We start from the raw sequence: 24090 nt of genomic DNA on the forward strand, positions 1-24090 counted from the left end.
TCCAGCGGCTGATGGGGTTGCGATGACCGATACCGTGCTGGTGACCGGGGCCTTCGGGTTGGTCGGTTCCGCTACCGTGCGCCGACTGGCCGCCGACGGACGCCGCGTCGTGGCCACCGATCTGGACAACCCGCCCAATCGCAAGGCCGCCGAGTCCCTTCCCGCCGGGGTGACGGTGCGCTGGGCCGACCTGACCGACCCCGCCGCCGTCGGGGCCTTGGTGACACAGACCGAACCGACGGCGATCATCCACCTGGCCGCCGTCATCCCACCGTTCATCTACCAGCGGCGCGGGCTTGCCGAGAAGGTGAACGTCGAGGCCACCGCCAGCCTGGTGCGATCGGCCGAAAAGCTCTCGCAGCCAGCACGATTCGTTCTCGCCTCCAGCATCGCGGTGTACGGCTCACGCAACCCGCACACCGTGGACGGGGTGCTCACCGCGGACACGCCGGTCAACCCTGCCGATATCTACGGCGACCACAAGGTCAAAGCCGAGAAGATCGTGCGCACCTCGAACCTGGACTGGGTGATCCTGCGTCTGGGCGGCGTGCTGACGGCCGACCCGGGGTCCTACATGAAGCTCGACAACTTCGCCTTCGAGGCGATGCTGCCCATCGACGGCCGGATCCAGACCGTCGACGTGCGCGACGTGGCGCGGGCCTTCGCGGCCGCCACCACAGCCGATGCCATCGGTGAAACGCTGCTGATCGGCGGTGACGACGCCACCCATCGGCTCGTCCAGGGGGACGTGGCGCCGGCGATGGCGGCGGCCCTCGGTCTGGTCGGCGGGCTGCCGACCGGACTCAAAGGTGACCCCGGTGACGATGACGCCTGGTTCAACACCGACTGGATGGACACAACCCGAGCCCAACAGGTGCTGAACTTCCAACAGCATTCGTGGCCGGACATGCTCATCGAGACTGCGGAGAACGCCGGTATCAAACGACCGCTGCTGCGGCTGGTGGCACCGCTGGCCAAGCAGATCTTGACCAGGATGAGCCCCTATCACGGCAGCGGACACAGGTACGCCGACCCGTGGGCGGCCATCACCGAGAAGTGGGGCGATCCCCGACCGGACGGAGCGCAGGCATGAGCACCCGAAGTCGACCGCGAGCGAGGATCGCAGCGAGGAACGAGCGAGGACCGGAGCGAACGGAAGACGAGGCATGAGCAAAGACAGAACAGCGATCGTCGTCGGCGGCGCCTCCGGTATCGGCTGGGCGTCCGCGCAGGCGCTGGCGACCGAGGGCTACCGCGTCGTCATCGCCGACCGCAACGGCGAGGGCGCCGCGGCCCGGGCCGCAGAACTCGGCGACCCACACCTGGCCGCAGAGGTCGACGTCGTCGACGAGACCTCGGTGGCAACGCTTTTCGACAGCGTCGGCCCCGTGCAGGTGGTCGTCAGCTGCGCCGGGTTCTCCACCATCGGCCTCATCGTCGACCTGGCGGTGCAGGACTTCCGCGATGTCATCGACGTCTGCCTCAACGGCGCGTTCATCGTCGCGAAGTACGCGGGCAAGCACCTCACCGAAGGCGGCTCGCTGATTTCGATGTCCTCACTCAACGGTCGCCAGCCCGCCGCCGGGATGAGCGCCTACTGCGCGGCCAAGGCCGGGTTGTCGATGCTCACCCAGGTCGCCGCGCTGGAGTTCGCACCGCGCGGTATCCGGGTCAACGCGATCGCGCCCGGATTCGTGCACACCCCGCTGACCGAGGGGGCCGCACTGATTCCCGGTGTCGTCGAGGAGTACGTGGAGAACACGCCGCTGGGGCGGGCGGGTACGCCTGCGGACATCGCGCAGGCGGTCGTCTTCCTCACCAAGTCCCCGTGGCTGACCGGTGAGGTGCTCGACCTCAATGGCGGTGCGCACATGAAGCGCTACCCGGATCTGCTCGGTCACATCGCGAAGCTCGCGCAGCAGTGAAATAACCGGTCAAATAGAGCCGTGAAAACTGAGTTCACTCTCAGCCAGAAACGGGCGCTGGCTGTCGCCACCGTCATCGCCCTGGTGTTCGGCGCGTATTTCCTGCGCGGCTTCTTCATCCTGATCGTCGTCGCCGCCGTGGTGGCCTATCTGTTCAACCCGCTCTATGACCGCCTGACCGGCCGGTTCAGTTCCGGCATGTCGGCGACCCTGACGTTGCTGACCGCGCTGGCAGTTGTGATCATCCCGATCTGCGGCGCGGTGGCATTCGGCGTGATGCAGATCAGCAACATGATCCGCAGCGTCGCCGATTGGGTGGGCCGCACCGACCTCAGTGGACTCGGCGACAAGACCCTCAAAGCGGTCAACACGCTGCTCGACAAGGTGCCGTTCATGAAGAGCACCGAGATCACCACCGATCAGGTGCAGCACTGGGTCGTCACCTTCGCCCAACGAGCAGGCGAATGGGGTCTGGATTTCCTGCAGGGCGCCCTCGGCGGTCTGTTCGGCGGCCTGACCGCGGCGATCATCTTCCTCTACGTGTTCATCTCGCTCCTGGTCAACGGCGACGAACTGCGCTTGCTGGTCCGCCGCCTCAACCCCCTCGGCGAGGAGGCCACCGATCTGTACCTGGCCAAGATGGCGGCCATGGTCCGCGGCACGGTCCGCGGGCAGTTCGTCATCGCGGTGGTGCAAGGCGTCGCGGGCGCCATCTCGATCTATATCGCCGGCTTCCACGACGGCTTCTTCATCTTCGCGATCCTGCTGTCGGCGCTGTCGGTGATCCCGCTGGGCAGCGGCATCGTGACGATCCCGTTCGGTATCGGGCTCGTCCTGTTCGGCAACGTGATCGGCGGCATCTTCGTCATCGCGTTCCACATCCTCGTGGTGACCAATATCGACAATGTGCTGCGCCCGATCCTGGTGCCCAGGGAGGCCAAGCTGGATCCGGCGCTGATGCTGCTGTCGGTCTTCGCCGGTATCACGATGTTCGGGTTCCTGGGCATCGTGATCGGGCCGGTGGTGATGATCGTCATCGTCACCACCATCAGCGTCTACCTGTGGGTCTATCAGGGCGTACCGATGGACCTGGGGACCGAAGACGATGACGAACCCGACAAACCCAGCCGATTACGGCAACTCATCGCCAAGGCGCGAGCCCGCCGAGTGACCCCGACACCACCGCCGACGGTGCCATCAGATCGCGAAAACGGTTGAGAACTCGATCTGTCCGCACCGTCGGCGCGCGGATCAGCTCGTCGGCAGTGGCTGCTGGGTCTGCACGGCCTTGGCCAGCGTGCGGAAGTCCTCGGGCGATCCCGCGCCGGTGATGGCGATCTGGGCCGGACCCGACAACCGGGTGGTCCAGATCGGCTCCCCCTCACCGGGCTCGTAGACCACCCAGGTCACCCCGTCGACATCCTGGGCCCCGGTCGGCACCGCCTCAACGTCGATCGAGCCGACCAGCCGGGCCTCGTCGGCATTGCTCTGGGTCAGGCTGACGTACATCCCGTCGGGCGCCAGGTAGCCCACCCGCGATGTCACCGCGCGCACCGACTGGCCGGTCGCCGGATCGGTGCGCCCGCCGTCGATGCCACCGCGTCCGCCGGAGTTGGCCTGCCAGCCCTCGGGCAGCGCGGGCAGCCGCACCGCCAGCTTCAGCGTCTGGGCATCGGACTTCAGGGCCGCCGGCACGTCGAAGCTGGGCACGGCTCCCTGACCTGGACCGCTGGGCTGGAACGAGCACATGCCGAGCAGCCCGGCGAGCACCACACAGGCCACCACGAGGGGGGCCATCGACCAGAACATATCGCGTCCGTCGTGTAACAGCCGGTCCTTGGCCGGTCGCGCGACGGGCACGACCACGGTCTCGTCGCGGCCGCCGTCCTGGCCAGGTTCCGGGGTGCTCATGACAGCCAGTATCCCAGTTCCCTCAGCCGACCCCGCTAATGGGACAATCTGCAGCTATGACGCCTACGCGCCGGGAAGCGCCGGACCGCAACCTTGCCCTCGAACTCGTCCGTGTCACCGAGGCCGGTGCCATGGCCGCCGGCCGCTGGGTCGGACGCGGTGACAAGGAAGGCGGGGACGGTGCTGCCGTCGACGCCATGCGCGAGCTCGTCAACTCGGTCTCGATGAAGGGCGTCGTGGTCATCGGTGAGGGCGAGAAGGACAACGCCCCGATGCTCTACAACGGTGAAGAGGTCGGCAACGGCGACGGTCCGGATTGCGATTTCGCCGTCGATCCCGTCGACGGCACCACCCTGATGAGCAAGGGCATGCCGAACGCCATCTCGGTGCTCGCGGTCGCCGAGCGGGGCGCCATGTTCGACCCGTCGGCGGTGTTCTACATGAACAAGATCGCCGGCGGCCCGGATGTCGCCGATTTCATCGACATCACCTCCCCGATCGCGGCCAACATCCAGCGCATCGCCAAGGTCCGCAAGGCCTCGGTCTCCGATGTCGCGGTCTGCATCCTGGACCGCCCCCGGCACGCCAAGCTGATCGAGGAGGTGCGCTCGGCCGGTGCCCGCATCCGGTTGATCTCCGACGGTGACGTCGCCGGCGCCATCGCGGCCTGCCGCCCCGACTCCGGCACCGACCTGCTGGTCGGCATCGGCGGCACCCCCGAGGGCATCATCGCCGCCGCCGCCATCCGCTGCATGGGCGGGGAGATCCAGGCGACGTTGGCCCCCACCGACGACGAAGAGCGCCAGCGGGCGCTCGACCGCGGCCACGACCTTGACCGCGTGCTGACCACCAAGGACCTGGTGGCCGGCGAGAACGTCTTCTTCTGCGCCACCGGTGTGACCGACGGCGATCTGCTCAAGGGTGTCCGCTACTTCGGCGGCGGCTGCACCACCCAGTCCATCGTGATGCGGTCCAAGTCCGGCACCGTCCGGATGATCGACGCCTACCACCGGCTCTCCAAGCTCAACGAGTACTCCGCGGTCAACTTCACCGGCGACAGCTCGGCCGCATATCCACTTCCGTAATCGATCACACCTCAACGAAACAGGGAGCACAATGCCCGACAGCGCTGTCGACAACACCGAGTACCGCATCGAGCACGACACCATGGGCGAGGTCAGGGTGCCCAAGAACGCGCTGTGGCGCGCCCAGACCCAGCGGGCCGTGGAGAACTTCCCGATCTCCTTCCGGCCGCTGGAGCGCACCCAGATCCGCGCCCTCGGTCTGCTCAAGGGCGCCTGCGCGCAGGTGAACAAGGACCTGGGCCTACTGGCCGCGGACAAGGCCGATGCCATCATCGCCGCGGCCGCCGAGATCGCCGACGGCCGCCACGACGACCAGTTCCCGATCGACGTTTTCCAGACCGGTTCGGGCACCAGCTCCAACATGAACGCCAACGAGGTCATCGCCTCGATCGCGGCCGCCAACGGCGTAACCGTGCATCCCAACGATGACGTCAACATGTCGCAGAGCTCGAACGACACCTTCCCCACCGCGACGCATATCGCCGCGACGGAAGCCGCTGTGCGCCACCTCATCCCGGCCCTCGAGTTGCTGCACGCCTCGCTCGCGGCGAAGGCCAAGCAGTGGCGGACCACCGTCAAGTCGGGTCGCACCCACCTGATGGACGCGGTCCCGGTGACCCTCGGCCAGGAGTTCGGCGGCTACGCCCGGCAGGTCGAGGCCGGCATCGAACGGGTCAAGGCGACGCTGCCCCGCCTCGGTGAGCTCGCGATCGGCGGCACCGCCGTCGGCACCGGGCTCAATGCACCGGACGGGTTCGGCGAGAAGGTGGTCGAGGTCCTGGTCAACGAGACCGGTATCGCCGAATTGCGCCCGTGCGTCGACCATTTCGAGGCTCAGGCCGCTCGCGACGGTCTTGTCGAGGCGTCCGGCGCGCTCAAGACGATCGCCGCCTCGCTGACCAAGATCGCCAACGACATCCGCTGGATGGGATCGGGTCCGCTCACCGGGCTCGGCGAGCTGCAGCTGCCCGACCTGCAGCCGGGTAGCTCGATCATGCCGGGCAAGGTCAATCCCGTTCTGCCCGAGGCCGTCACGCAGGTCGCCGCGCAGGTGATCGGCAACGATGCCGCGGTCACGGTGGGCGGTCTGTCGGGTGCGTTCGAGCTCAACGTCTACATCCCGATGATGGCCCGCAACGTGCTGGAGTCGTTCACCCTGCTGGCCAACGTGTCGAAGTTGTTCGCCGAGAAGTGCATCGAGGGCCTGGTGGCCAACGACGCGCATCTGCTGCAGCTGGCCGAGTCCTCACCGTCGATCGTGACGCCGTTGAACTCCGCCATCGGCTACGAGGAGGCCGCCAAGGTCGCCAAGGAAGCGCTGAAGGAGAAGAAGACCATCCGCCAGACCGTGATCGACCGCGGTCTGATCGGCGACAAGCTCTCCGAAGCCGAGCTGGATAAGCGCCTCGATGTGCTGGCCATGGCCAAGGTCGCGCCGGGCGAGTAGCCCACCCCGCGAGCACGCACGTGTGCCCCCGAAAGCTGCGGCTTTCGGGGGCACACGCGTCTGGTCGGCGCGATCAGCGCGGCGGGGTGTCGGCGGTCTCGTCGGCGGTGGTATCGGTGTAGGCCGCGGTGTTCACCGCCGTGCCGCCGATACCCGCTGCGGCAGAGGCGATGTCGAGCACCGAGGAGTGGGTGCTCGGTGGCGGCGGCTCGGGTGCCTCCGGGTGTTCCTCGTCGAGCCGGAAGTGCCTGCTGAGCTGATCGGCTTCGTCGATGGTGATGCCTTCGTCGGTGTGGACCGTCGGCGCGTCCTTGACCGCGTCCTTGGTCACCGTGACGGTGACGGCGCCTTCACCGCGGCGGGAGGCCTTCAGCGGCACCACCGCATGTGACATGCCGAGGAACCCCGAGCGCACCAGGGCCCATTTCGGTTCTCTGGTCTCGTCGTCGACGAACAGCTTGTCGATCTTGCCGATCTTCTCCCCCGCGACGTCGTACACGGTCGCTCCGACGTACTGCTCCACCAAAGTCGCCATGCCTTCGGATATCCGATCGGCGAAATCGGTAAACGTCAGCGCAGCGCGTTGACCGCGGGTCCGTTCTCGACGCCGCCGTACAGCGTGCCCGGTGCCCGCGGCCCGAGAAGCTCACCCACGGTCACCACGTGATAGCCGTTCGCCCGCAGCACCGGCAGGAACTGCTCGACCAGATCGACCGTCGAGTCGAAGATGTCGTGCAGTAGCACCACCGACCCGGGCTGCACCCGACTCATCAACAGGGCGCGACTGGCCGCGATATCACGGTCGTGAATCCAGTCGTACGGGACGACATCCCAGTTCACGACCGCCAGACCCTGTCTGCCCGCCTCGGTAAGAACCCGGTCGTCGATCTTGCCGAATCCCGGACGCATCAGCGTGGGGTGCTGCCCGGTCGCCGCGACGATGGCATCGGTGGCACGGGCGAGCTGTCCGGCGATCTGGTCGGCCGGGATGGTCGTCAGATCGGGATGACTCCAGGTGTGATTGCCGATCTCCATCCCCGCCGCGGCGATCCGCGCGGCGGCCGCCGGGTCGGCGGCGACCTTGTCCCCGATCAGGAAGAACGTCGCGCCGGAACCATTGGCGGTCAGCACGTCGAGCAGTCTGTCGGTCGGGGCTGCCGGCCCGTCGTCGAAGGTCAGCGCGACGCACTTGACCACCGCACAGTCGACGGTCTGTGCCTCTGCGATTTGTGGAGTCGCAGCCGCGAGCAGCACGGCTGCGACTCCACAAATCACTCTCATGGCAGCGCGTTGGGGCTGATCTCCTCGAGCATCTCGGTCACCAGCGCCGCGATCGGCGACCGCTCGCTGCGGGTCAGCGTGATGTGCGCGAACAACGGGTGGCCCTTGAGCTTCTCGATGACGGCGGCAACCCCGTCGTGCCGGCCGACGCGCAGATTGTCGCGCTGGGCGACATCGTGGGTGAGCACCACCCGCGATCCCGAACCCAACCGCGACAGCACGGTCAGCAGCACATTGCGTTCCAACGATTGCGCCTCGTCGACGATGACGAACGAGTCGTGCAACGACCGCCCGCGAATATGGGTGAGCGGCAACACCTCCAGCATCCCGCGGGAGAGCACCTCCTCAAGCACCGCCGGGCTGGCCAACCCCTCCAGGGTGTCGAAGACGGCTTGCGCCCACGGCCCCATCTTCTCGCTCTCGCTGCCCGGCAGATACCCCAGGTCCTGCCCGCCGACCGCGTAGAGGGGCCGGAAGACGACGACCTTGCGCTGGGTGCGGCGTTCCAGCACGGCTTCCAGGCCGGCGCACAACGCCAGGGCGGACTTTCCGGTGCCGGCCTTGCCGCCGAGGGACACGATGCCGACGGACTCGTCGAGCAGCAGATCGAGTGCGACGCGCTGTTCGGCGGACCTTCCCCGGAGGCCGAACACTTCGCGATCACCTCGCACCAGCTGCACACGCTTGTCGGCGTTGACCCGACCCAGCGCCGACGAGCTCCCGGCGAGCAGGCGAATACCGGTGTGACACGGCAGATCCCGCGCCGCGGCCAGATCCAGGTCGCCGTCGGCGAACAGCGTGTCGATCTCCTCGGCCGAGACGTCGAGCTCACCCATCCCGGTCCATCCCGAGGTCACGACGTCCTGGGCGTGGTATTCGTCGGCGGTAAGACCGACCGCGCCCGCCTTCACCCGCAGCGGGATGTCCTTGCTGACCAGCGTCACCAACTTGCCCTCGGCGGCCAGGTTGGCGGCCACCGTCAGGATGCGGGCATCGTTGCTGTCGTTGCGGAAGCCCGAGGGCAGCACGTTCGGGTCACTGTGGTTCAGCTCGACCTGGAGCGTCCCGCCCTCTGTGCCAATGGGAATGGGCTGGTCCAGGCGACCGTGATCCAGCCGGAGATCGTCGAGCAATCGTAGTGACTGGCGGGCGAACCAGCCGAGTTCGTGATGGTGCCGTTTGGCCTCCAACTCGCTGATAACCACGAGAGGGACGACCACCTCATGTTCGGCGAACCGTGTAATTGCCCAGGGATCGGACAACAGCACGGAGGTGTCGAGCACGTAGGTCCGGATCGGCGAATCGGTCACGAGGCGCTCCTAGAACCTCCGCGAGCCCCGCGAAGGCGTTTCGGCGGGCGCGCGCGGTACCAGGACCGGGGCCGGTCCTGTTCTCGTGAAGAGATTCGGTACCGCCCGGACAGCAAAGCAATTCGCTAGCCATCGACCTCGACGCTACTCCGGCGGCGCGGCGTCTGCCTGCCAGGCGCGCCGACTCAACCGGCACAACAGGTTACGCGCCGGTGAACTCTCGTAACTCCGGCACCTCGGCCAGTCCCCACGAGGTGATCAGCTCGGCCACCACCGCACGCTTGGCGGCCTCGTCGAAGATGCCCGCCTCGGCGACCACGGCACGTTTGTCACCGTAGGCGTCGATATCCCCGCCGACGACGTCGAGGGCGGCGGCTTGCGACGCGATGGCGGCGATGGTCTCGGCCCGCTTGTCCCCGTCCAGCAGATAGCCGACCAGGTTGGCGAAGAACACGGTGTGGCGCTCCTCGTCGGCGGCGATCCGGCCGAGCAGCCCGCGCAGCACCGGTTCGGGAGTCTGGGCCTCGGCATTGCGGGTGAACACCGCGTGCGAGCGCTCGAAGAACGCCATGAACACCAGCGTCTCGATCTGGGTGAGACGGTCGGCGCGGTAGCCCTTCATGACGTGCTCGACGCGGACGTCCTCGTTGGCGGTGGGGTCCACCTCCCGGGTGACCACCAGATAGTTGCGCAGCGCGACGGCATGCAGGTGCTCCTCGGCGGTCCAGCGGCCCAGCCAGCGTCCCCATTTGTCCTCGAGGATGAAGTGCTCGACGAGCTCGCGGTGGTAGCCGGCCAGGTTGTCCTTGGTGATCAGCAGGATCTCGCAGGCGTCGGTGACCGGCTTGGGCAGCGTCACATCCGACGGGTCCCAATCCTTGCCGCCGAGGAAGGCAAAGTTCTCGCCCTGGTCGAACGGCACGTAATCGTGCCCGTACCAGGGCTCCTCGGTCGCGAGGTGTCGCGACAGGTTCTCCGCCACGACCGGCTCGAGTTCGAGGGTCAGCGCATTCGCAACGGGTTTCTCAGCCATGAAAGTAACTGTAACCCGTCGACACACGTTCCCTGAAATTCCGTGCCGCGTGTCACGCCGCGGGCTTCGCGGTCGCGACTACGACAGCGTCAGACCCGGGTACAGCGGGTTCGCCGCCAGCATCTCCGAGGAGGCGGCGTGCACGCGAGCGGCGACGCCGTCGGCGGTGGCGTACTTCGCCTTGGAGGTGCCCTCGGCCTGGGTGTTCGACAACACCTCGACGACCAACTCGGCGACCTTGTCGAACTCGGCCGCACCGAAACCGCGGGTGGTCAGCGCCGGGGTGCCGAACCGGATACCGCTGGTGTACCAGGCCCCGTTCGGGTCAGCCGGGATGGCGTTGCGGTTGGTCACCACACCGGCGTCCAGCAGCGCCGACTCGGCCTGCCTGCCGGTCAGCCCGAAGGAGGTGACATCGAGCAGGACCAGGTGGTTGTCGGTACCACCGGTGACCAGCCGGGCGCCCCGGGAGGTGAACCCCTCGGCCAGCGACTGCGCGTTGTCGGCAACGGCCTGCGCATACTCGCGGAACGCGGGCTGGCGGGCCTCGGCCAGCGCCACGGCCTTGGCGGCCATCACATGCGAGAGCGGTCCGCCGAGCACCATCGGGCAGCCCTTGTCGACGGCCGGTGCGTACTCCTCGGTGGCCAGCACCAGACCGCCACGCGGGCCGCGCAGCGACTTGTGCGTGGTGGTGGTGGTGACGTGGGCGTGCGGCACCGGATCCTCGTCACCGGTGAACACCTTGCCCGCGACCAGACCGGCGAAATGCGCCATGTCCACCATCAGGGTGGCACCGACCTCGTCGGCGATCTCGCGCATCTTGGCGAAGTTCACCCGGCGCGGGTAGGCGGAGTAGCCGGCCACCAGGATCAGCGGCTTGAACTCCTTGGCCGCGGCGCGGACGGCGTCGTAGTCGATCAGGCCGGTCTGCGCGTCGGTGCCATAGCTGCGCTGGTGGAACATCTTGCCCGAGATGTTGGGCCGGAAGCCGTGCGTGAGGTGACCGCCGGTGTCCAGCGACATGCCCAGCAGCCGCTGGTTGCCCAGCTTGGCGCGCAACGTCTCCCAGTCCGCCTCGGACAGGTCGTTGACGTGCTTGGCGCCCAGTTCGGCGAGGCCCGGCGCCTCGACCCGGGTGGCCAGGATGGCCCAGAACGCGACCAGGTTGGCGTCGATACCGGAGTGCGGCTGGGCGTAGGCATAGGGAGCGCCGAACAGCTCGCGGGCATGCTCGGCGGCCAGCGCCTCGACGGTGTCGACGTTCTGGCACGCCGCGTAGAAGCGGTGGCCGATGGTGCCCTCGGCATACTTGTCGGAGAACCAGGTCCCCATCGTCAGCAGCACCGCGGGTGAGGCGTAGTTCTCACTGGCGATCAGCTTGAGCGAATCACGCTGGTCGGCGAGCTCCTGACGGGTTGCCTCGGCGATCCGCGGTTCGACCGACTCGATGACCTTCAGCGCGGCGCGGTACGCCTCACTGGCGGTGGCGGCGTAATCAGTGCCGGGGGCGGCGATCGACGAATCAGCAGTCATGGGGCTCAGCTTATCGCCCTGGCTGCAGGCCCAGTTACCGCAGGCTGGACGGGATCAGCGGCTCGTCGAGCAGCCTGGTGAAGCGCTCGGTCAGCGACACCTCGGCGGGTCGATCGTCCAGCCACGCGCGCAGCAGGCGGTAGCCCTCCACATAGGTGGAGGTATAGGCCCGCCACAGCGGCGAGGACAGAAAGCGCAGCATCTGCCGGGCCCGCTCGTCGGACACCAACAGCCACTGACTCAGGTAGGCGACCACATCGTCGACATCGCGGTGCTCGTCGTGCAGCATCAGCGCAGCGTCCTGACGGACGTCGGCCAGCGCCGCGGCGGCCTCGGAGACCGCCGCCGAACGCTCACCGTCGAACCGCAACCCCAGATCGGCGTAGATCTCGGTCGCCCAGCCGCCCCAGTCCGGTCCGATGGCCGCGTACAAAGCCAGGTCGGCCAACCCCTCGGCCATCAGGCACTGCGGGGTGTTGACCAGGAAGATGGTCTGTTCCTGCTGATTCAGCCCGGCCACCAGGCCGGCTTCCTTGCGGCAGTGCTCGGTGTGATGCCCGGGGTAGGACTCGTGGGCCACCAGTCGCGGCAGGTTGGACATCTGCTGTTTGAGGTCGGCGTTGACCGCCACGGTCGAGGCGTAGTCGCCGAGGTAGTAGTTGAAGCCCGACCACGGCTTGTCGGTGACGACCTCGTAGGTGACGGTCTCGGTGTCGGGCAGCGGGAAGACGGCGCGCACCGTGTCGCGCAGCGCCGAGGAGAACGCGTGGATGCATTCCTCAAGCCGGTTCGGCGGGATCTCCTCGGCCTGCCGGTGCGACTGCAGCCGCTGCGCCAGTGGCCCGCTGCCGCCGAGCGCCTCATCGAGGCGGCGGTGCGCGTCACGGTAGCGGTCCTGGTCGCCCTTGACGATGTCGACGTCGAAGTACTCGCGGACCTCCTCGACGAACCCGACATCCTCACCGGCGAACTTGCGGCCCGCGCAGGCCAACGCCTTCAGGTGGGCCGACAGGTAGGCGCGGCGCTGGGCGTCGAGCCCTTCGGCGGCGGGCACCTCGGCGAGCAGCCGCTGGGCGGTCCTGGCCAGATCCGCGCGATCGGGCGCCGGCTCGTCGGCGACCTTCCGGCGCAACGCGGGGTCGCCGGTGAACGAGTCGACGTAACCCTCTTCGACCCGGTCGAAGCGCAGCCCGAGCAACAGATATTCATCGATGAGGGTGCTGGCGTTCATGGCCTCAACGGTAGATGCAAGACTTGACGGATGTCGCGGCCCAGCGAGCCGAGCCCGTATGTGGAGTTCAATCGAACCCAGTGGCGTTCGTTGCGCATGTCGACCCCCCTGGCGTTGACCGAAGCCGAACTGGTCGGCCTGCGCGGTCTCGGTGAGCAGATCGACCTGGCCGAGGTCGAGGACGTCTACCTGCCGCTGGCCAGGTTGATCCATCTCCAGGTGGCCGCCCACCAACGGTTGTTCGCCGCCACCGCCGAGTTCCTCGGCGAGCAGAACCCGCACCGGCCGGTGCCCTTCGTCATCGGGGTGGCCGGCAGCGTGGCGGTCGGCAAGTCGACCACCGCGCGGGTGTTGCAGGCGCTGCTGGCCCGGTGGGAGCACCACCCGCGCGTCGACCTGGTCACCACCGACGGGTTCCTCTACCCCAACGCCGAGCTGACGCGTCGAAATCTCATGCACCGCAAGGGGTTTCCAGAGAGCTACGACCGGCGGGCGTTGATGCGGTTCGTCACCGCGGTCAAGTCGGGTGCCGATCTGGCCTGCGCACCGGTGTACTCGCACCTGATCTACGACATCGTCCCCGGCGACAAGCAGCGCATCCGCCAGCCCGACATCCTCATCCTGGAGGGACTCAACGTCCTGCAGACCGGGCCTGCGTTGATGGTGTCGGACCTGTTCGACTTCTCGCTGTACGTCGACGCCCGCATCGAAGACATCGAGAAGTGGTACATCTCCCGATTCCTGTCGATGCGGGCCGGCGCGTTCTCCAACCCGGCATCGCACTTTCACCATTACGCCACGCTGACCGATGAGCAGGCGGTGTTCGCCGCCCGTGACATCTGGCATTCGATCAACCGACCGAACCTGATCGACAACATCCTGCCGACCCGGCCCCGCGCGACCCTGGTGCTACGCAAGGATTCCGACCACTCGATCAACCGGTTGCGCCTGCGCAAGCTGTAGACGCCGTCGATTTCGGCGCGCTGACGTTCGGTGAGCGAACGTCAGCGCGCCGAAGTTGCGCGGTCTCAGGTGCGTCGCACCCCGACCCACTGAAGCTCGGCCATAGCCAGGGTGTACAGCCCGACACCGAGGACCAGCGCGATGCCTAGACCGGTGAGCGGGAACACCCCGGCGACCACCACGCCGACCGCGAGGACGGTGCAGATCGCATTGGCCACGACGGTGGCGATACCGCCCGGCCGAACGCGCTGCAGGGCGGCCAGCACCAGCACGACGGCACCGTAGCTGACCGAGAAGATGCCGACCCCGAGTTCCACCGCGTGGGGCAATCCGCTCAGGTCGGCGAACCAGCCGGTCGCGGCCAGCAGGCCCACTCCCGCGAGCCCGACGATGATCGCGTCGACGCGCATGACGAGTCTGAGGAACGCATCGGATCGGGCGGATGTGGCCGAAGCGGTGATGGCGGACATGGTGGTTCCTTCCAGCAGTCGTTGATGAAGGGAGACCGGTGCGGGAGCGCCCCGCAAGCCTCGACACGCCGGCACGCGCTCCCGGTGTGTGCGTGACGTCCCCGCACCGGTTGGCCGAAGATGCTTCTGCCACGTCGAAGACTGCTCGGCGACCGCTGCCAGTTCGACGCCGAACGCTGCCAATTACTGCCAACGCCAGGTCAGCGCCGATTCCGTGGGCCAGGGCAAGCCGGAATCAGGCGGCCGAAACCGGCTGGGCGCCGCGCAGATCCGCAGCGATCATCCGGGCCGCGGCGTTCTGCCAGTTGTGCAGTGAGCGCTGCGGGACCTCCGTCACCAACCACTGCCACGCCTGTCGTGCGACGGGGTCGAGACCGGCGGCGGTGGCGTTCTGGGCATAGGCCCGCACGCCGACGACATACGGGAAGTACAGCGAGTTGTAGTGCCGCCACTGCTCCCCGGTGCCGAAATCCCCGCCATCGCGCGGTTTGAGCGCGGCGATCCGGTCGGCCAAAAGCGCCCGCAGTTCGTTCGCCCGCTCCAGCGGTTGATCCGGTGCGCCGCGGGCGGCCAGCCTGGCGTCGATCGCCGGGAGCGCGCACAGCGGACTGGCCACCAGTTTGGACAGATCGCCGTAGTGGCCCAGCGCGCGGCGGGTCAGCCGGGCGAAGGTGTCATCGTCGAGCTCGTCGAGCGGGTTGTCCGACCGCAGCGGCAGCGCCGCCTCGGTGCCGCGCAGGGTCGCCCGGTCGGCCCGCAGTGCCGGGGAGAAGGTCAGGCGGTCCAGCACCCCGGCCAGCGGATCGGCGAGTACGTTGATCGCGATGGCCAGCGCCAGGCTGGTGAACAGCAGCACGGTCAGCGCAGGCTGGGCCGACTCCCCCGCGACAGCTATGCCTATCACGGCCTGCCCGCCGAAGATCGTCGCCACCGCGGCCGTTCCGACGAATGAGCGCGCCATATCGGCCTTGAGCGCCTGTCCCTCGTCGAACGCGTCCCACAGCGCGACGGCGACGCCGAGCAGGGCCACGTCGAACCCGGTGGAGGCCAGCGCAAGACCGCTGGGTAGCAGTCCCAGCGGGATGACCAGGATGGCGTTGCCGAGGGCGAAGAACAACGTCGCGACCAGAACGAACCGCACCACCGGGACTGGCTGGGCGGGCCGCAGCATGGTGGTGACCATCGCCGCCAGCGACGGCAGCGAGACCGCCGCGAACATCAACCAGTGGCCGGCGCGCAGCGGTCCGTCGACACTGCCGGCCAGCGCCGCGCCGCCGAGGGCGATGACGGCAACACCGCAGACACACGCGATCTCGCCGACCCGGCTGCGCCAGGTGTCGATCGGCCTGGACAGCTCGACGAGCACCGCGAACCAGAAGATGCCGGGCGCTACCACCAGGAACACCTCGATGCGGCTCAGCAGCTCCGAACCGGTCACGGTGCGCACCGCGTCGAGAGCAACGACGGCGGCGAAACTGGCCAACCCGGCCGCGGCCAACACCAGCACCGGCTTGCGGGGGTCACGCGCCAGCAGATACAACCCGAGCCACCAGCTGAGTGCGAAGACGACCGCCGACAGCCCCGACATCGCTGCTACAACCCGTGCCTGCGGTGCCGATTGGTGTAGTCGCGCAATGCACGCAGGAAGTCGACGCGCCGGAACGCCGGCCAGTGCGCCTCGGTGAACCACATCTCCGAGTAGGCGCTCTGCCACAACAGGAATCCGGAGAGACGTTGCTCACCGGAGGTTCTGATGACCAGGTCCGGATCGGGCTGGCCCGAGGTGTAGAGGTTCTCCGAGATCGCGTCGACGGTGACCGATTCGATCAGCTGCTCGGCGGTGGCGCCGTTGGCCAGTTCCTTACCGAGCAGTCCGCGGACCGCGTCGACGATCTCCTGCCGACCGCCATAGCCGACGGCGACGTTGACCTGCAGCACGCCGGGAACGGCCGCACCGGTGCTGCCCAGCGTCCGTTCCGTCGCCTCGCGCAACCGGCGGGCGGGTTCCTCGCCGATCAGCTCCAGATCACCGACCGTGCGTACGCTCCAACGGTTTTCGGGAGCACAGATCTGTTCGACGATATCGGTGATGATCTCGATCAACGCCGCCAGCTCGTCGGGATCGCGTTGCAGGTTCTCGGTGGACAGCAGATAGACCGTCGTCAGCTCGATACCGGCGGCCTGGCACCAGCGCAGCATCTCGGCGATCTTGGCCGCGCCCATGCGGTATCCGTAACTGACATCGTCGAAGCCCGCATCGCGCGCCCAACGGCGATTTCCGTCACACAACACCGCGATGTGACGTGGGAGTTCGGACCGGGACTGCGCCAGTTCGCGGCGCAACCGCATTTCATACAGCCGGTAGGCCGGCTCCTTGAGTCGCGGCGGAATGATCTCCACAGCGATCCAGACTACTGTGATCGTGGCGCAGTTCTAAGCCACTCAGGGGAGGTGAAATGTCCACGCCCATCGATTCCAGTCGGCCCTACCGGTCGGCGGCGGTGCGTCCCGCGGAGGATCTGCCCGAGGCACTCGCCGAAGGTGTCGCGCAGATCCTCGGCCGCCCGCGCGCCCGAGGCTGGATTCACGTTTACTCGGCGGTCGTGGCGTTCATCGCCGGCGCCGCACTGGTGGCGGTGTCGTGGTCGGCGGAGTCCACCCGCGCCGGGGTGGCGACGTTGATCTACACGTTCACCATCGTGGCGATGTTCGCCGTCAGCGGCACCTATCACCGGGTGACCTGGCAGTCGGTCAAGGCGCGCACCTGGATGAAGCGCCTCGACCATTCGATGATCTTCGTGTTCATCGCCGGCAGCTATACCCCGTTCGCACTGCTGGCGCTGCCCTCGCAGAAGGGCATGGTGCTGTTCTGGATCGTCTGGGGCGGGGCCATCGCCGGTGTGCTGCTGAAGATGTTCTGGCCGTCGGCGCCGCGGTGGCTCGGGGTGCCGCTCTACATCCTGCTGGGCTGGGTGGCCGCGTGGTTCATCGGGCCGATCATGGACGGGGCCGGGGTGGCCGCGGTGGTGCTGCTGATCGTCGGCGGCGCGTTCTATTCGGTCGGCGGCGTGCTGTACGCACTCAAATGGCCCAACCCGTGGCCTGCGACGTTCGGCCATCACGAGTTCTTCCACGCCTGCACCGCGGTCGCGGCGGTGTGCCACTACATCGCGATGTGGTTCGCGGTCTTCTGATATGCGATTTGTGGAGTCTCACCCGCGCTCTTTCCGGGTGACACTCCACAAATCACGTCAGAGCTGGGTGATGTTCGCCGGACCCCAGTAGGCCTTCATCGAGGTGATCAAGCCCTCGCCGTTGAAGGTCATGACCTCGATGGGTTCGATGCGCATCGCCCCGCCGACGGTGATGGCGAAGACGAACGCGGCCTCGGTCCCACCGGCGCGGAACGACAGCAACTCGGTCGAGATCTCGGCGCCCTGCACGTTCTTGTAGAAGCCGGCGATGGCCTGCCGTCCGATGTGCACCTCGCCGCCGCCCACCGGATCCTCCAGCGTGGCGTCCTCGGCATAGAGCGCGGCGACATCGTCGGCGCTGCCGCCGGAGACCGTGTCCAGATAGCGCTGGACGAAACCCTGCAAGGCATCAGGCTCGAAGCTCATGACCGGCCACGCTACACGGCACGCCGCAGCGCGGTATCCAGATCTTCCACTGTGCGGACCGGCAGGTCGCACACCCGGCCGCGACAGACATAGGCCGCATCGCAACCACCCACCCGGTCCCGGCCGCGCAACAGTTCACCGGAGTCCGGCTCGCCGCCGACGACCACCGCCCCGCCCGGCGCCAGCATCCGGGCGGCGGCCAGCAGATGCGAGTCGGTGGGGTCACAGGCCACCGCGATCTGGATCGGCCCGCGCACGGCGGCCTCGGCCACCGCCAGCCAATGCCCACCCGAGCGCGGCGCCTTGTTCAATACCGTGGCCCCGGCGGCCAGCGTGGCCTCGGCGGCCGTGCGGTAGCGCGGATCGTCGCTGAGGTGCGCGACGATCTGGAGTGCCTCGGCCATCGCGGACGCACCCGCTGGGGTCGCACCGTCGAGCGGGTCGGCCGGGCGCAGCACCAACGCCTCCGCGTCGTCGGCGGTGTCGAACCAATGCCCTGGCCGTTGCGGATCGGCGAAATGGTCCAGCGCGGTGTCGATCAGGCCGGTGGCCGCGGTGAGCCAGGACTGTTCACCGGTCTGCTGGTACACGGCGCACAACGCGGACGCCAGCGCCGCGTAATCCTCCAGGATCGCCGCACTGTCACCGACCACACCGCCGAGACTGGCCCGCCGCAGCCGACCGTCGACCAGATGCAACCGCAACAGTTCGCGCGCACACGTGATGGCCGCATCGAGGTATTCGCGGCGACCGAGCGCCACCGAGGCCTCGACGAGCGCCGTGATCGCCAGCCCGTTCCATGCCGTCACCGCCTTGTCATCACGCGCGGGTTGCGGCCGACGCGACCGTGCCGCCAACAATGCCGCGCGCACCCGCGCATGACGGGCCCAGTCGTCGGGATCGGCCCGCAGCTGCAGCACCGAACTCCCCCGCTCGAACGTGCCCACCTCGGTGACCCCGAAAAGCGCTGCAGCCCAGTCGGCATCGGCTCCGAGCACCTCGTCGAACTCGGTAGGCGTCCAGGCGTAGGTCAGGCCCTCCACCCCGTCGGCATCGGCGTCCAGGGACGAGGCGAACACACCGTCCGCGCCGAGACCGTCGATGATGAACCTCGCGGTCTCATCGGTGACCCTGCGCGCCAACGCATCCGCGTCGCGACGGGCCCAATGCGCGTAGAAGCGCAACAGCAATGCGTTGTCGTAGAGCATCTTCTCGAAATGCGGGACCACCCAGGCGGCATCGACGCTGTAGCGCGCGAACCCGCCGGCCAGCTGGTCGTAGATGCCGCCGCGGGCCATCGCCTCGCCACTGCGCCGCACCGCGGCCAGCGCATCGGCCGACCCGGTCCGTTCGTGATGTCGCAGCAGCGCCTCCAGCGTCATCGACGGCGGGAATTTCGGCGCCTGCCCGAAGCCGCCGCGCTCGACGTCCTCCTCGCGCAGCACCGCGGCGACCGCGTCATCGCACAACCGCGCGTCGGGCGGCGTGCCGGAGCCCGGTAATCCGACGCTGATCGCGCGGAGCTCGCCGGCGATCTCGTCGGACGCCCGCTCCACCTCGTCGCGGCGCTGCCGCCAGGTTTCCCGGACCGCCGAGATAAGCTGCAGGAAGCCGTCTTTCGGGTAGTAGGTGCCGCAGAAGAACGGCCGGCCGTCCGGGGTGAGAAAGCATGTCATCGGCCAGCCGCCCTGACCGGTCAGCGCGACGGTCGCGTTCATGTAGACAGCGTCGAGGTCGGGACGCTCCTCGCGATCGACCTTGATGCAGACGAAGTCGTCGTTGAGCGCCGCCGCCACCTCTGGATCGGCGAAGGATTCGTGCGCCATCACGTGGCACCAGTGGCAGGCCGCGTAGCCGATCGACAGCAGGATCGGCACGTCGCGCTCGACGGCCTCGGCCAGCGCAGCCGGGGTCCACTGCTGCCAGTGCACCGGGTTGTCGGCGTGCTGACGCAAGTACGGGCTGGTCGCCTCGCCCAGGGCGTTAATCCTTGGCGTCACCCTTGAACTCGTTCGTCGTGCCCTCGTCGACGGCCTGGTCCGGCTCCGGATGATCGGGGTCGAAGGACTCCGGCAACCGCTTGAGGTGCCGGTTCATCGAGAACACCAGCGCGAAGGTGCCCACCAGCAGCACGATCAGCACCAGCAGGCCGACGGGACTGGCCTTGCCGAAATCGGGTCCGGTCTGGCGGGGCCCGCCGTCTTCGGCGAGCAGGGTGGCGGCGATCAAAATCAGGTCAGTCATGGCTCGATTCCGGCGAACAGATCGGTTTCGGGCAGCTGCACCGGAACCCTGGACCGCGCGAGCTCGAACTCCTCGGTGGGCCAGAGCCGTTGCTGCCACTCCATGGGCGTGGTGAAGAAGAAGCTCTTGGGGTCGATCTGCGTGGCATGGGCCAGCAACGCATCGTCACGCTGGGCGAAGTATTTGGCGCATTCGATACGGGTGGTCACCCGCTTCTCGATGCTGTCCTCCTCGGCGTCCCAGCTCTCCAGCCACTTGCCGAAGGGGCCTTCCTGGCCGTGCTTGGAGAACTCGTCCTGCAGCACCTGCATGCGCTGCCGCAGGAAACCGTGGTTGTAGTACAGCTTGGACACCGCCCAAGGCTCTCCGGCGTCGGGATACCGGACGTGGTCGGCGGCCGCCTCGTAGGCCGCCACGGACACCTCGTGGCAACGGATGTGGTCCGGGTGCGGGTAACCGCCGTTCTCGTCATAGGTGGTCAGCACGTGGGGCCGGAACTCGCGGATCACCCTGACCAGCCGCTCGACCGGCTCCTCCAGCGGCACCAGGGCGAAGCAGCCCTCCGGCAGCGGCGGCAGCGGGTCCCCTTCCGGCAGCCCCGAGTCGACGAAGCCCAGCCAGTGGTGCTCGACGCCGAGGATCTGCGCGGCACGCGCCATCTCGTCGCGACGTACCTCGTGGATGCGGCCGTGTACCTCGGGGATGTCCATCGCCGGGTTGAGGATGTCACCCCGCTCACCGCCGGTCAGGGTCACCACCATCACTCTGGCGCCCTCATCGGCGTAGCGTGCGGTCGTCGCCGCACCCTTGCTGGACTCATCGTCGGGGTGGGCGTGCACCGCCATCAAGCGCAATTCAGTCATCGTGTCTCTTCAACGAAGGCGTCCCTCTCGCTTATGCCCACGCCCCCTATAGTTCCAGGTCTAAGAGAAGCCACCGACCGACGGGCACCCAAAACCTTGACCATCGAGCGTCCCGCCGCCCGCTACGGGCGCCAGAAGCTGTCCCGCAACGGCAGGCGCGGGCTGGTGATCGGCCTGTTCCTGCTGATCGTGGCGGTGGGGGTGGGCATCGCGATCATCGCCTTCCAGCGCTTCGGCACCGCCGACGCCAAGGGGGAACTCAGCGGGTATCGGCTGATCGACGACCAGACCGTCGCCGTGACCATCACCGTCACGCGGGCGGATCCGTCGGTCCCTGCGGTCTGCATCGTGCGCGCACGCTCCATCGACGGCGCCGAAACCGGCCGTCGCGAGATCCTGGTGCCGCCCTCGACCGCGGATTCGGTGGTGATCGATGCCGAGGTCAAGTCGACGAAGCCGCCGGTGGTGGGCGATATCTACGGGTGTGGGATCGACGTTCCGGGGTATCTGGTAGCTCCCTGATCCGCGGGGCACAACCGACGCCGGGCTGCACAAACGTGAAAACCCGGCAACGCGGCGGTGGTAAGCTCGACCCATACACGGTTCCGCACTGGAGCCGTGTATTGCTGCATTTGCGCGCGATAAGCGCCTGCAACAGCGGCGATACACGACCTTTTCACGCGATGCGTCGCGGGGGAAATGACCAACGACAGGAGCGCGAGGACATGACCGATACCCAGGTCACCTGGCTGACCGAAGAGGCCTACGACCGGTTGAAGGCGGAGCTGGATCAGCTGATCGCCAACCGGCCGGTCATCGCCGCCGAGATCAACGACCGTCGCGAAGAGGGTGACCTGCGCGAGAACGGTGGCTACCACGCCGCCCGTGAAGAGCAGGGCCAGCAGGAAGCGCGCATCCGCCAGCTGCAGGAACTGCTCAACAATGCCAAGGTCGGCGAGGCCCCCAAGCAGTCCGGCGTCGCACTGCCCGGTTCGGTGGTCAAGGTCTACTACGACGATGACGAGAAGGACACCGAGACGTTCCTGATCGCCACCCGCCAGGAGGGCGTCAGCGACGGCAAGCTCGAGGTCTACTCCCCGAACTCCCCGCTGGGCAACGCACTGATCGACGCCAAGGTCGGCGAGAGCCGCACCTACACCGTGCCCAGCGGCAACACCGTCAAGGTCACCCTGATCAGCGCGGAGCCCTACCACGCCTGACCCGTCGGGACGATCGGCTCCAGATGGCCCAGATCGCCGAGGATCTGCTGCTGCTTCTCCTCGACAATGCCGCAGCGCGCCCGGGCATCGAACGACGCCGTAGGCAACGCGTTCTTGCAGCTGCGGTGTTGTTGGACCTGGCCCGCGTCTGCCGGGTCCGACCGTCGGCCGACGGGGATTCCGTCCCCGCCGGTCGCCTGCTCGCATTGGCCGGTGATGCCCCGTTGGACCCGGTGACCGGCCCGGCGTGGACGCTGCTGACGCGGCGACCACTGAAGGTGGGCGCGGCAGTGTCCAAGTTGAGCCGCGATGCCGAACAACAGCTGCTCGACCAGCTGGAACGGGCCGGACAGATTCAGCGGGTCCCGTTGGGGCCCAAGGAATTCAGCTATCCGCTGCGGACTCGGGCGCGGGTCGGGCCGGCTCGAGAGGCATTGCTGGCGGCCTTGTTCGACCGCAGACCGCCGTCGACGCCGACGGCCGCGGCGATCACGCTGCTACATGCCGCGGATGGTCTCGGCGCCGTGCTGAGCCTCAACGATCGCGGGTGGCGCTGGGTGCACGCCCGGGCCGGGGAGATCGCCCTGGGCAGCTGGCTCGACGAATCACCCTCGGCGCTGCCGGAGATCAACGTCGCGGTGACCGCCGCAGCGCTGCGGCCGGTGCTGCAGTCCTGACCGCGAGCAGACGCTCCTACCCCCAGACATCGGGCGATCCAGGGGTATCTGCGTCTGCTCGCCGGAGGACCGGACTACCGCAGCGCCTGCTCGATATCGCCGAGCAGGTCGGCGATCTCCTCGATACCGACCGACAGGCGCACCAGATCCTCGGGCACCTCCAGCTGGGAGCCGGCGGTCGAGGCGTGCGTCATCGCACCGGGATGCTCGATCAGCGATTCCACACCGCCCAAAGACTCAGCGAGAATGAAAATTTCGGTGCGGGCGCAGAAATCGCGCGCCGCGGCCACGCCACCGCGCAGCCGGACCGAGATCATCCCTCCGAAACCGGACATCTGCTTGGCCGCGACCTCATGGTTGGGGTGGCTCGGCAGACCCGGGTAGAGCACCGAGTCGATGGCCGGATGCTCGGCAAGGAACTCGGCCACCTTGGCCGCATTCTCGCTGTGCCGCTGCATGCGCAGCACCAGGGTCTTCAGGCCACGCATGGTCAGGTACGCGTCGAAGGGACCGGGCACCGCGCCCGCGCCGTTCTGCAGGAACGCGAACGCCGTGTCGAGCTCCTCGTCGTTGGTCAGCAACGCGCCGCCGACCACATCGGAATGCCCACCGATGTACTTCGTCGTGGAGTGCAGCACGATATCCGCGCCGAGGGTCAATGGCTGCTGTAGCGCCGGAGAAGCGAAGGTGTTGTCCACCAACAGTTTCGCGCCGTTCTTGCGGGAAATCTCGGCGATGCCCGCGATATCGGCTATCGAGAGCAATGGGTTGGTCGGCGTCTCGACCCAGATCAGCTTGGTCTCCGGCGTCACCGCGGCGGCCACGGCATCGAGATCGGCCAACGCGACCGGGGTGTAGCGAATCCCCCACTGCGTGAACACCTTGTCGATCAACCGGAAGGTGCCACCGTAGGCGTCGTCGGGGATGACGACGTGATCGCCGGGACGCAGCACCGCACGCAAGGCGCAGTCGGTGGCCGCCATCCCCGAGGCGAAAGCCCGGCCGAAATCGGCCTCCTCGACCGCGGCCAGCGAGGCCTCCAGGGCGGCGCGGGTCGGGTTGCCGGTGCGCGCGTACTCGAAGCCACCGCGCAATCCACCGACACCATCCTGGGCGAAGGTCGAACTGGCATAGATCGGGGCGTTGACCGCGCCGGTGGCCGGATCGGGCCGGAACCCCGCGTGGATCGCCCTGGTCGCCAGACCCTGCCACCGGTGTGCGTCGTGAGCACTGCGCTGTTCACCCATGCCGTCCAGGGTAGTGGTGCCCGGACA

25 protein-coding genes are annotated in these 24090 nt (G+C 67.8%); 10 read left to right on the forward strand and 15 right to left on the reverse strand.

Annotation, left to right across the window (positions count from 1 at the left end; translation table 11 throughout):
• Window positions 1-22 precede the first annotated feature (22 nt).
• The 3 genes from IC40_RS0119010 to IC40_RS0119020 all read left to right on the forward strand — a co-directional run bounded on the left by IC40_RS0119010 (window position 23) and on the right by IC40_RS0119020 (window position 3143).
• A complete protein-coding gene (locus tag IC40_RS0119010; RefSeq protein ID WP_030136276.1) occupies window positions 23-1093 on the forward strand; it encodes an NAD-dependent epimerase/dehydratase family protein in 1071 nt (356 codons plus the stop codon).
• Between the two features lie 73 nt (window positions 1094-1166).
• Window positions 1167-1925, forward strand: coding sequence for an SDR family NAD(P)-dependent oxidoreductase (locus IC40_RS0119015; RefSeq protein WP_030136277.1), 759 nt, complete (start codon window positions 1167-1169; stop codon window positions 1923-1925).
• A 21-nt stretch (window positions 1926-1946) separates the two neighbouring features.
• Window positions 1947-3143: an AI-2E family transporter gene (locus IC40_RS0119020; RefSeq protein WP_030136278.1), complete on the forward strand. Its 1197-nt coding sequence runs from the start codon at window positions 1947-1949 to the stop codon at window positions 3141-3143.
• A 33-nt stretch (window positions 3144-3176) separates the two neighbouring features.
• Here IC40_RS0119020 and IC40_RS0119025 read toward each other — a convergent pair whose 3' ends face one another.
• A complete protein-coding gene (locus tag IC40_RS0119025) occupies window positions 3177-3836 on the reverse strand; it encodes a DUF4245 domain-containing protein (RefSeq protein WP_090559203.1) in 660 nt (219 codons plus the stop codon).
• Window positions 3837-3892: 56 nt separating this feature from the next.
• On the opposite strand from IC40_RS0119025, the gene glpX reads away from it, so the two are divergent.
• A complete protein-coding gene (gene glpX / locus IC40_RS0119030) occupies window positions 3893-4921 on the forward strand; it encodes a class II fructose-bisphosphatase (RefSeq protein WP_036461797.1) in 1029 nt (342 codons plus the stop codon).
• 31 nt (window positions 4922-4952) lie between these two features.
• Window positions 4953-6368 carry a class II fumarate hydratase gene (locus IC40_RS0119035; protein WP_030136281.1) on the forward strand — a complete coding sequence of 472 codons (1416 nt, stop codon included), beginning with the start codon at window positions 4953-4955 and terminating at the stop codon, window positions 6366-6368.
• Window positions 6369-6441: 73 nt separating this feature from the next.
• On the opposite strand, the gene IC40_RS26935 is transcribed toward IC40_RS0119035, so the two are convergent.
• From IC40_RS26935 to IC40_RS0119065, 6 genes are all read right to left on the reverse strand, one after another.
• Window positions 6442-6903 (reverse strand): PRC-barrel domain-containing protein, encoded by a 462-nt coding sequence (locus IC40_RS26935; protein WP_030136282.1) that lies wholly within the window; start codon window positions 6901-6903, stop codon window positions 6442-6444.
• A gap of 35 nt (window positions 6904-6938) precedes the next feature.
• Window positions 6939-7649, reverse strand: a complete 711-nt coding sequence (locus IC40_RS0119045; protein ID WP_030136283.1) for a polysaccharide deacetylase family protein — start codon at window positions 7647-7649, stop codon at window positions 6939-6941.
• The gene (locus IC40_RS0119050; protein ID WP_030136284.1) at window positions 7646-8959 is read right to left on the reverse strand and encodes an RNA 5'-3' helicase PhoH2; all 1314 of its coding nucleotides are present in this window, start codon (window positions 8957-8959) and stop codon (window positions 7646-7648) included. The genes IC40_RS0119045 and IC40_RS0119050 overlap by 4 nt, the downstream gene beginning before the upstream one ends.
• 202 nt (window positions 8960-9161) lie before the next feature.
• Window positions 9162-9992: an acyl-ACP desaturase gene (locus IC40_RS0119055; protein ID WP_030136285.1), complete on the reverse strand. Its 831-nt coding sequence runs from the start codon at window positions 9990-9992 to the stop codon at window positions 9162-9164.
• A 78-nt stretch (window positions 9993-10070) separates the two neighbouring features.
• Window positions 10071-11528 carry a glycine hydroxymethyltransferase gene (locus IC40_RS0119060; protein WP_030136286.1) on the reverse strand — a complete coding sequence of 486 codons (1458 nt, stop codon included), beginning with the start codon at window positions 11526-11528 and terminating at the stop codon, window positions 10071-10073.
• Between the two features lie 34 nt (window positions 11529-11562).
• On the reverse strand, window positions 11563-12759 hold the full coding sequence (locus IC40_RS0119065) for a hypothetical protein (RefSeq protein WP_030136287.1): 1197 nt from the start codon (window positions 12757-12759) through the stop codon (window positions 11563-11565).
• Between the two features lie 30 nt (window positions 12760-12789).
• Between IC40_RS0119065 and coaA the strand changes: the two genes are divergently transcribed.
• Window positions 12790-13722: a type I pantothenate kinase gene (coaA, locus tag IC40_RS0119070; RefSeq protein ID WP_030136288.1), complete on the forward strand. Its 933-nt coding sequence runs from the start codon at window positions 12790-12792 to the stop codon at window positions 13720-13722.
• A 65-nt stretch (window positions 13723-13787) separates the two neighbouring features.
• Here coaA and IC40_RS0119075 read toward each other — a convergent pair whose 3' ends face one another.
• The 3 genes from IC40_RS0119075 to IC40_RS0119085 form a co-directional block, all read right to left on the reverse strand.
• Complete coding sequence (locus tag IC40_RS0119075) at window positions 13788-14192, reverse strand: hypothetical protein (protein WP_030136289.1); 405 nt, start codon at window positions 14190-14192, stop codon at window positions 13788-13790.
• A 235-nt stretch (window positions 14193-14427) separates the two neighbouring features.
• A complete protein-coding gene (locus tag IC40_RS0119080; protein WP_030136290.1) occupies window positions 14428-15780 on the reverse strand; it encodes a hypothetical protein in 1353 nt (450 codons plus the stop codon).
• Between the two features lie 5 nt (window positions 15781-15785).
• Window positions 15786-16592, reverse strand: coding sequence for a (2Z,6E)-farnesyl diphosphate synthase (locus IC40_RS0119085; protein ID WP_036461789.1), 807 nt, complete (start codon window positions 16590-16592; stop codon window positions 15786-15788).
• A 56-nt stretch (window positions 16593-16648) separates the two neighbouring features.
• On the opposite strand from IC40_RS0119085, the gene trhA reads away from it, so the two are divergent.
• On the forward strand, window positions 16649-17386 hold the full coding sequence (gene trhA / locus IC40_RS0119090) for a PAQR family membrane homeostasis protein TrhA (protein ID WP_030136292.1): 738 nt from the start codon (window positions 16649-16651) through the stop codon (window positions 17384-17386).
• Between the two features lie 57 nt (window positions 17387-17443).
• Here trhA and IC40_RS0119095 read toward each other — a convergent pair whose 3' ends face one another.
• From IC40_RS0119095 to mca, 4 genes are read right to left on the reverse strand one after another with little or no spacing between them, the layout of a single operon-like run.
• Window positions 17444-17812: a nuclear transport factor 2 family protein gene (locus tag IC40_RS0119095; RefSeq protein WP_019511370.1), complete on the reverse strand. Its 369-nt coding sequence runs from the start codon at window positions 17810-17812 to the stop codon at window positions 17444-17446.
• 11 nt (window positions 17813-17823) lie between these two features.
• The gene (locus IC40_RS0119100; RefSeq protein WP_030136293.1) at window positions 17824-19812 is read right to left on the reverse strand and encodes a thioredoxin domain-containing protein; all 1989 of its coding nucleotides are present in this window, start codon (window positions 19810-19812) and stop codon (window positions 17824-17826) included.
• Entirely contained in the window at window positions 19796-20056 is a 261-nt protein-coding gene (locus tag IC40_RS0119105) for a hypothetical protein (RefSeq protein WP_019511372.1), read from the reverse strand. The genes IC40_RS0119100 and IC40_RS0119105 overlap by 17 nt, the downstream gene beginning before the upstream one ends.
• Window positions 20053-20919, reverse strand: coding sequence for a mycothiol conjugate amidase Mca (mca, locus tag IC40_RS0119110; RefSeq protein ID WP_030136294.1), 867 nt, complete (start codon window positions 20917-20919; stop codon window positions 20053-20055). The genes IC40_RS0119105 and mca overlap by 4 nt, the downstream gene beginning before the upstream one ends.
• A 96-nt stretch (window positions 20920-21015) precedes the next feature.
• Here mca and IC40_RS0119115 point away from each other — a divergent pair, with 96 nt between their 5' ends.
• The 3 genes from IC40_RS0119115 to IC40_RS0119125 all read left to right on the forward strand — a co-directional run bounded on the left by IC40_RS0119115 (window position 21016) and on the right by IC40_RS0119125 (window position 22816).
• Window positions 21016-21441 carry a DUF4307 domain-containing protein gene (locus tag IC40_RS0119115; protein WP_030136295.1) on the forward strand — a complete coding sequence of 142 codons (426 nt, stop codon included), beginning with the start codon at window positions 21016-21018 and terminating at the stop codon, window positions 21439-21441.
• 203 nt (window positions 21442-21644) lie between these two features.
• Entirely contained in the window at window positions 21645-22139 is a 495-nt protein-coding gene (greA, locus tag IC40_RS0119120) for a transcription elongation factor GreA (RefSeq protein ID WP_030136296.1), read from the forward strand.
• A 23-nt stretch (window positions 22140-22162) separates the two neighbouring features.
• Complete coding sequence (locus IC40_RS0119125) at window positions 22163-22816, forward strand: GOLPH3/VPS74 family protein (protein WP_030136297.1); 654 nt, start codon at window positions 22163-22165, stop codon at window positions 22814-22816.
• Between the two features lie 74 nt (window positions 22817-22890).
• On the opposite strand, the gene IC40_RS0119130 is transcribed toward IC40_RS0119125, so the two are convergent.
• A complete protein-coding gene (locus tag IC40_RS0119130; RefSeq protein WP_030136298.1) occupies window positions 22891-24063 on the reverse strand; it encodes a cystathionine gamma-synthase in 1173 nt (390 codons plus the stop codon).
• Between the last annotated feature and the right edge of the window lie 27 nt (window positions 24064-24090).

Origin of the sequence: Mycolicibacterium neoaurum ATCC 25795, assembly GCF_000691525.1 — a bacterium.
GTDB lineage: Bacteria > Actinomycetota > Actinomycetes > Mycobacteriales > Mycobacteriaceae > Mycobacterium > Mycobacterium neoaurum.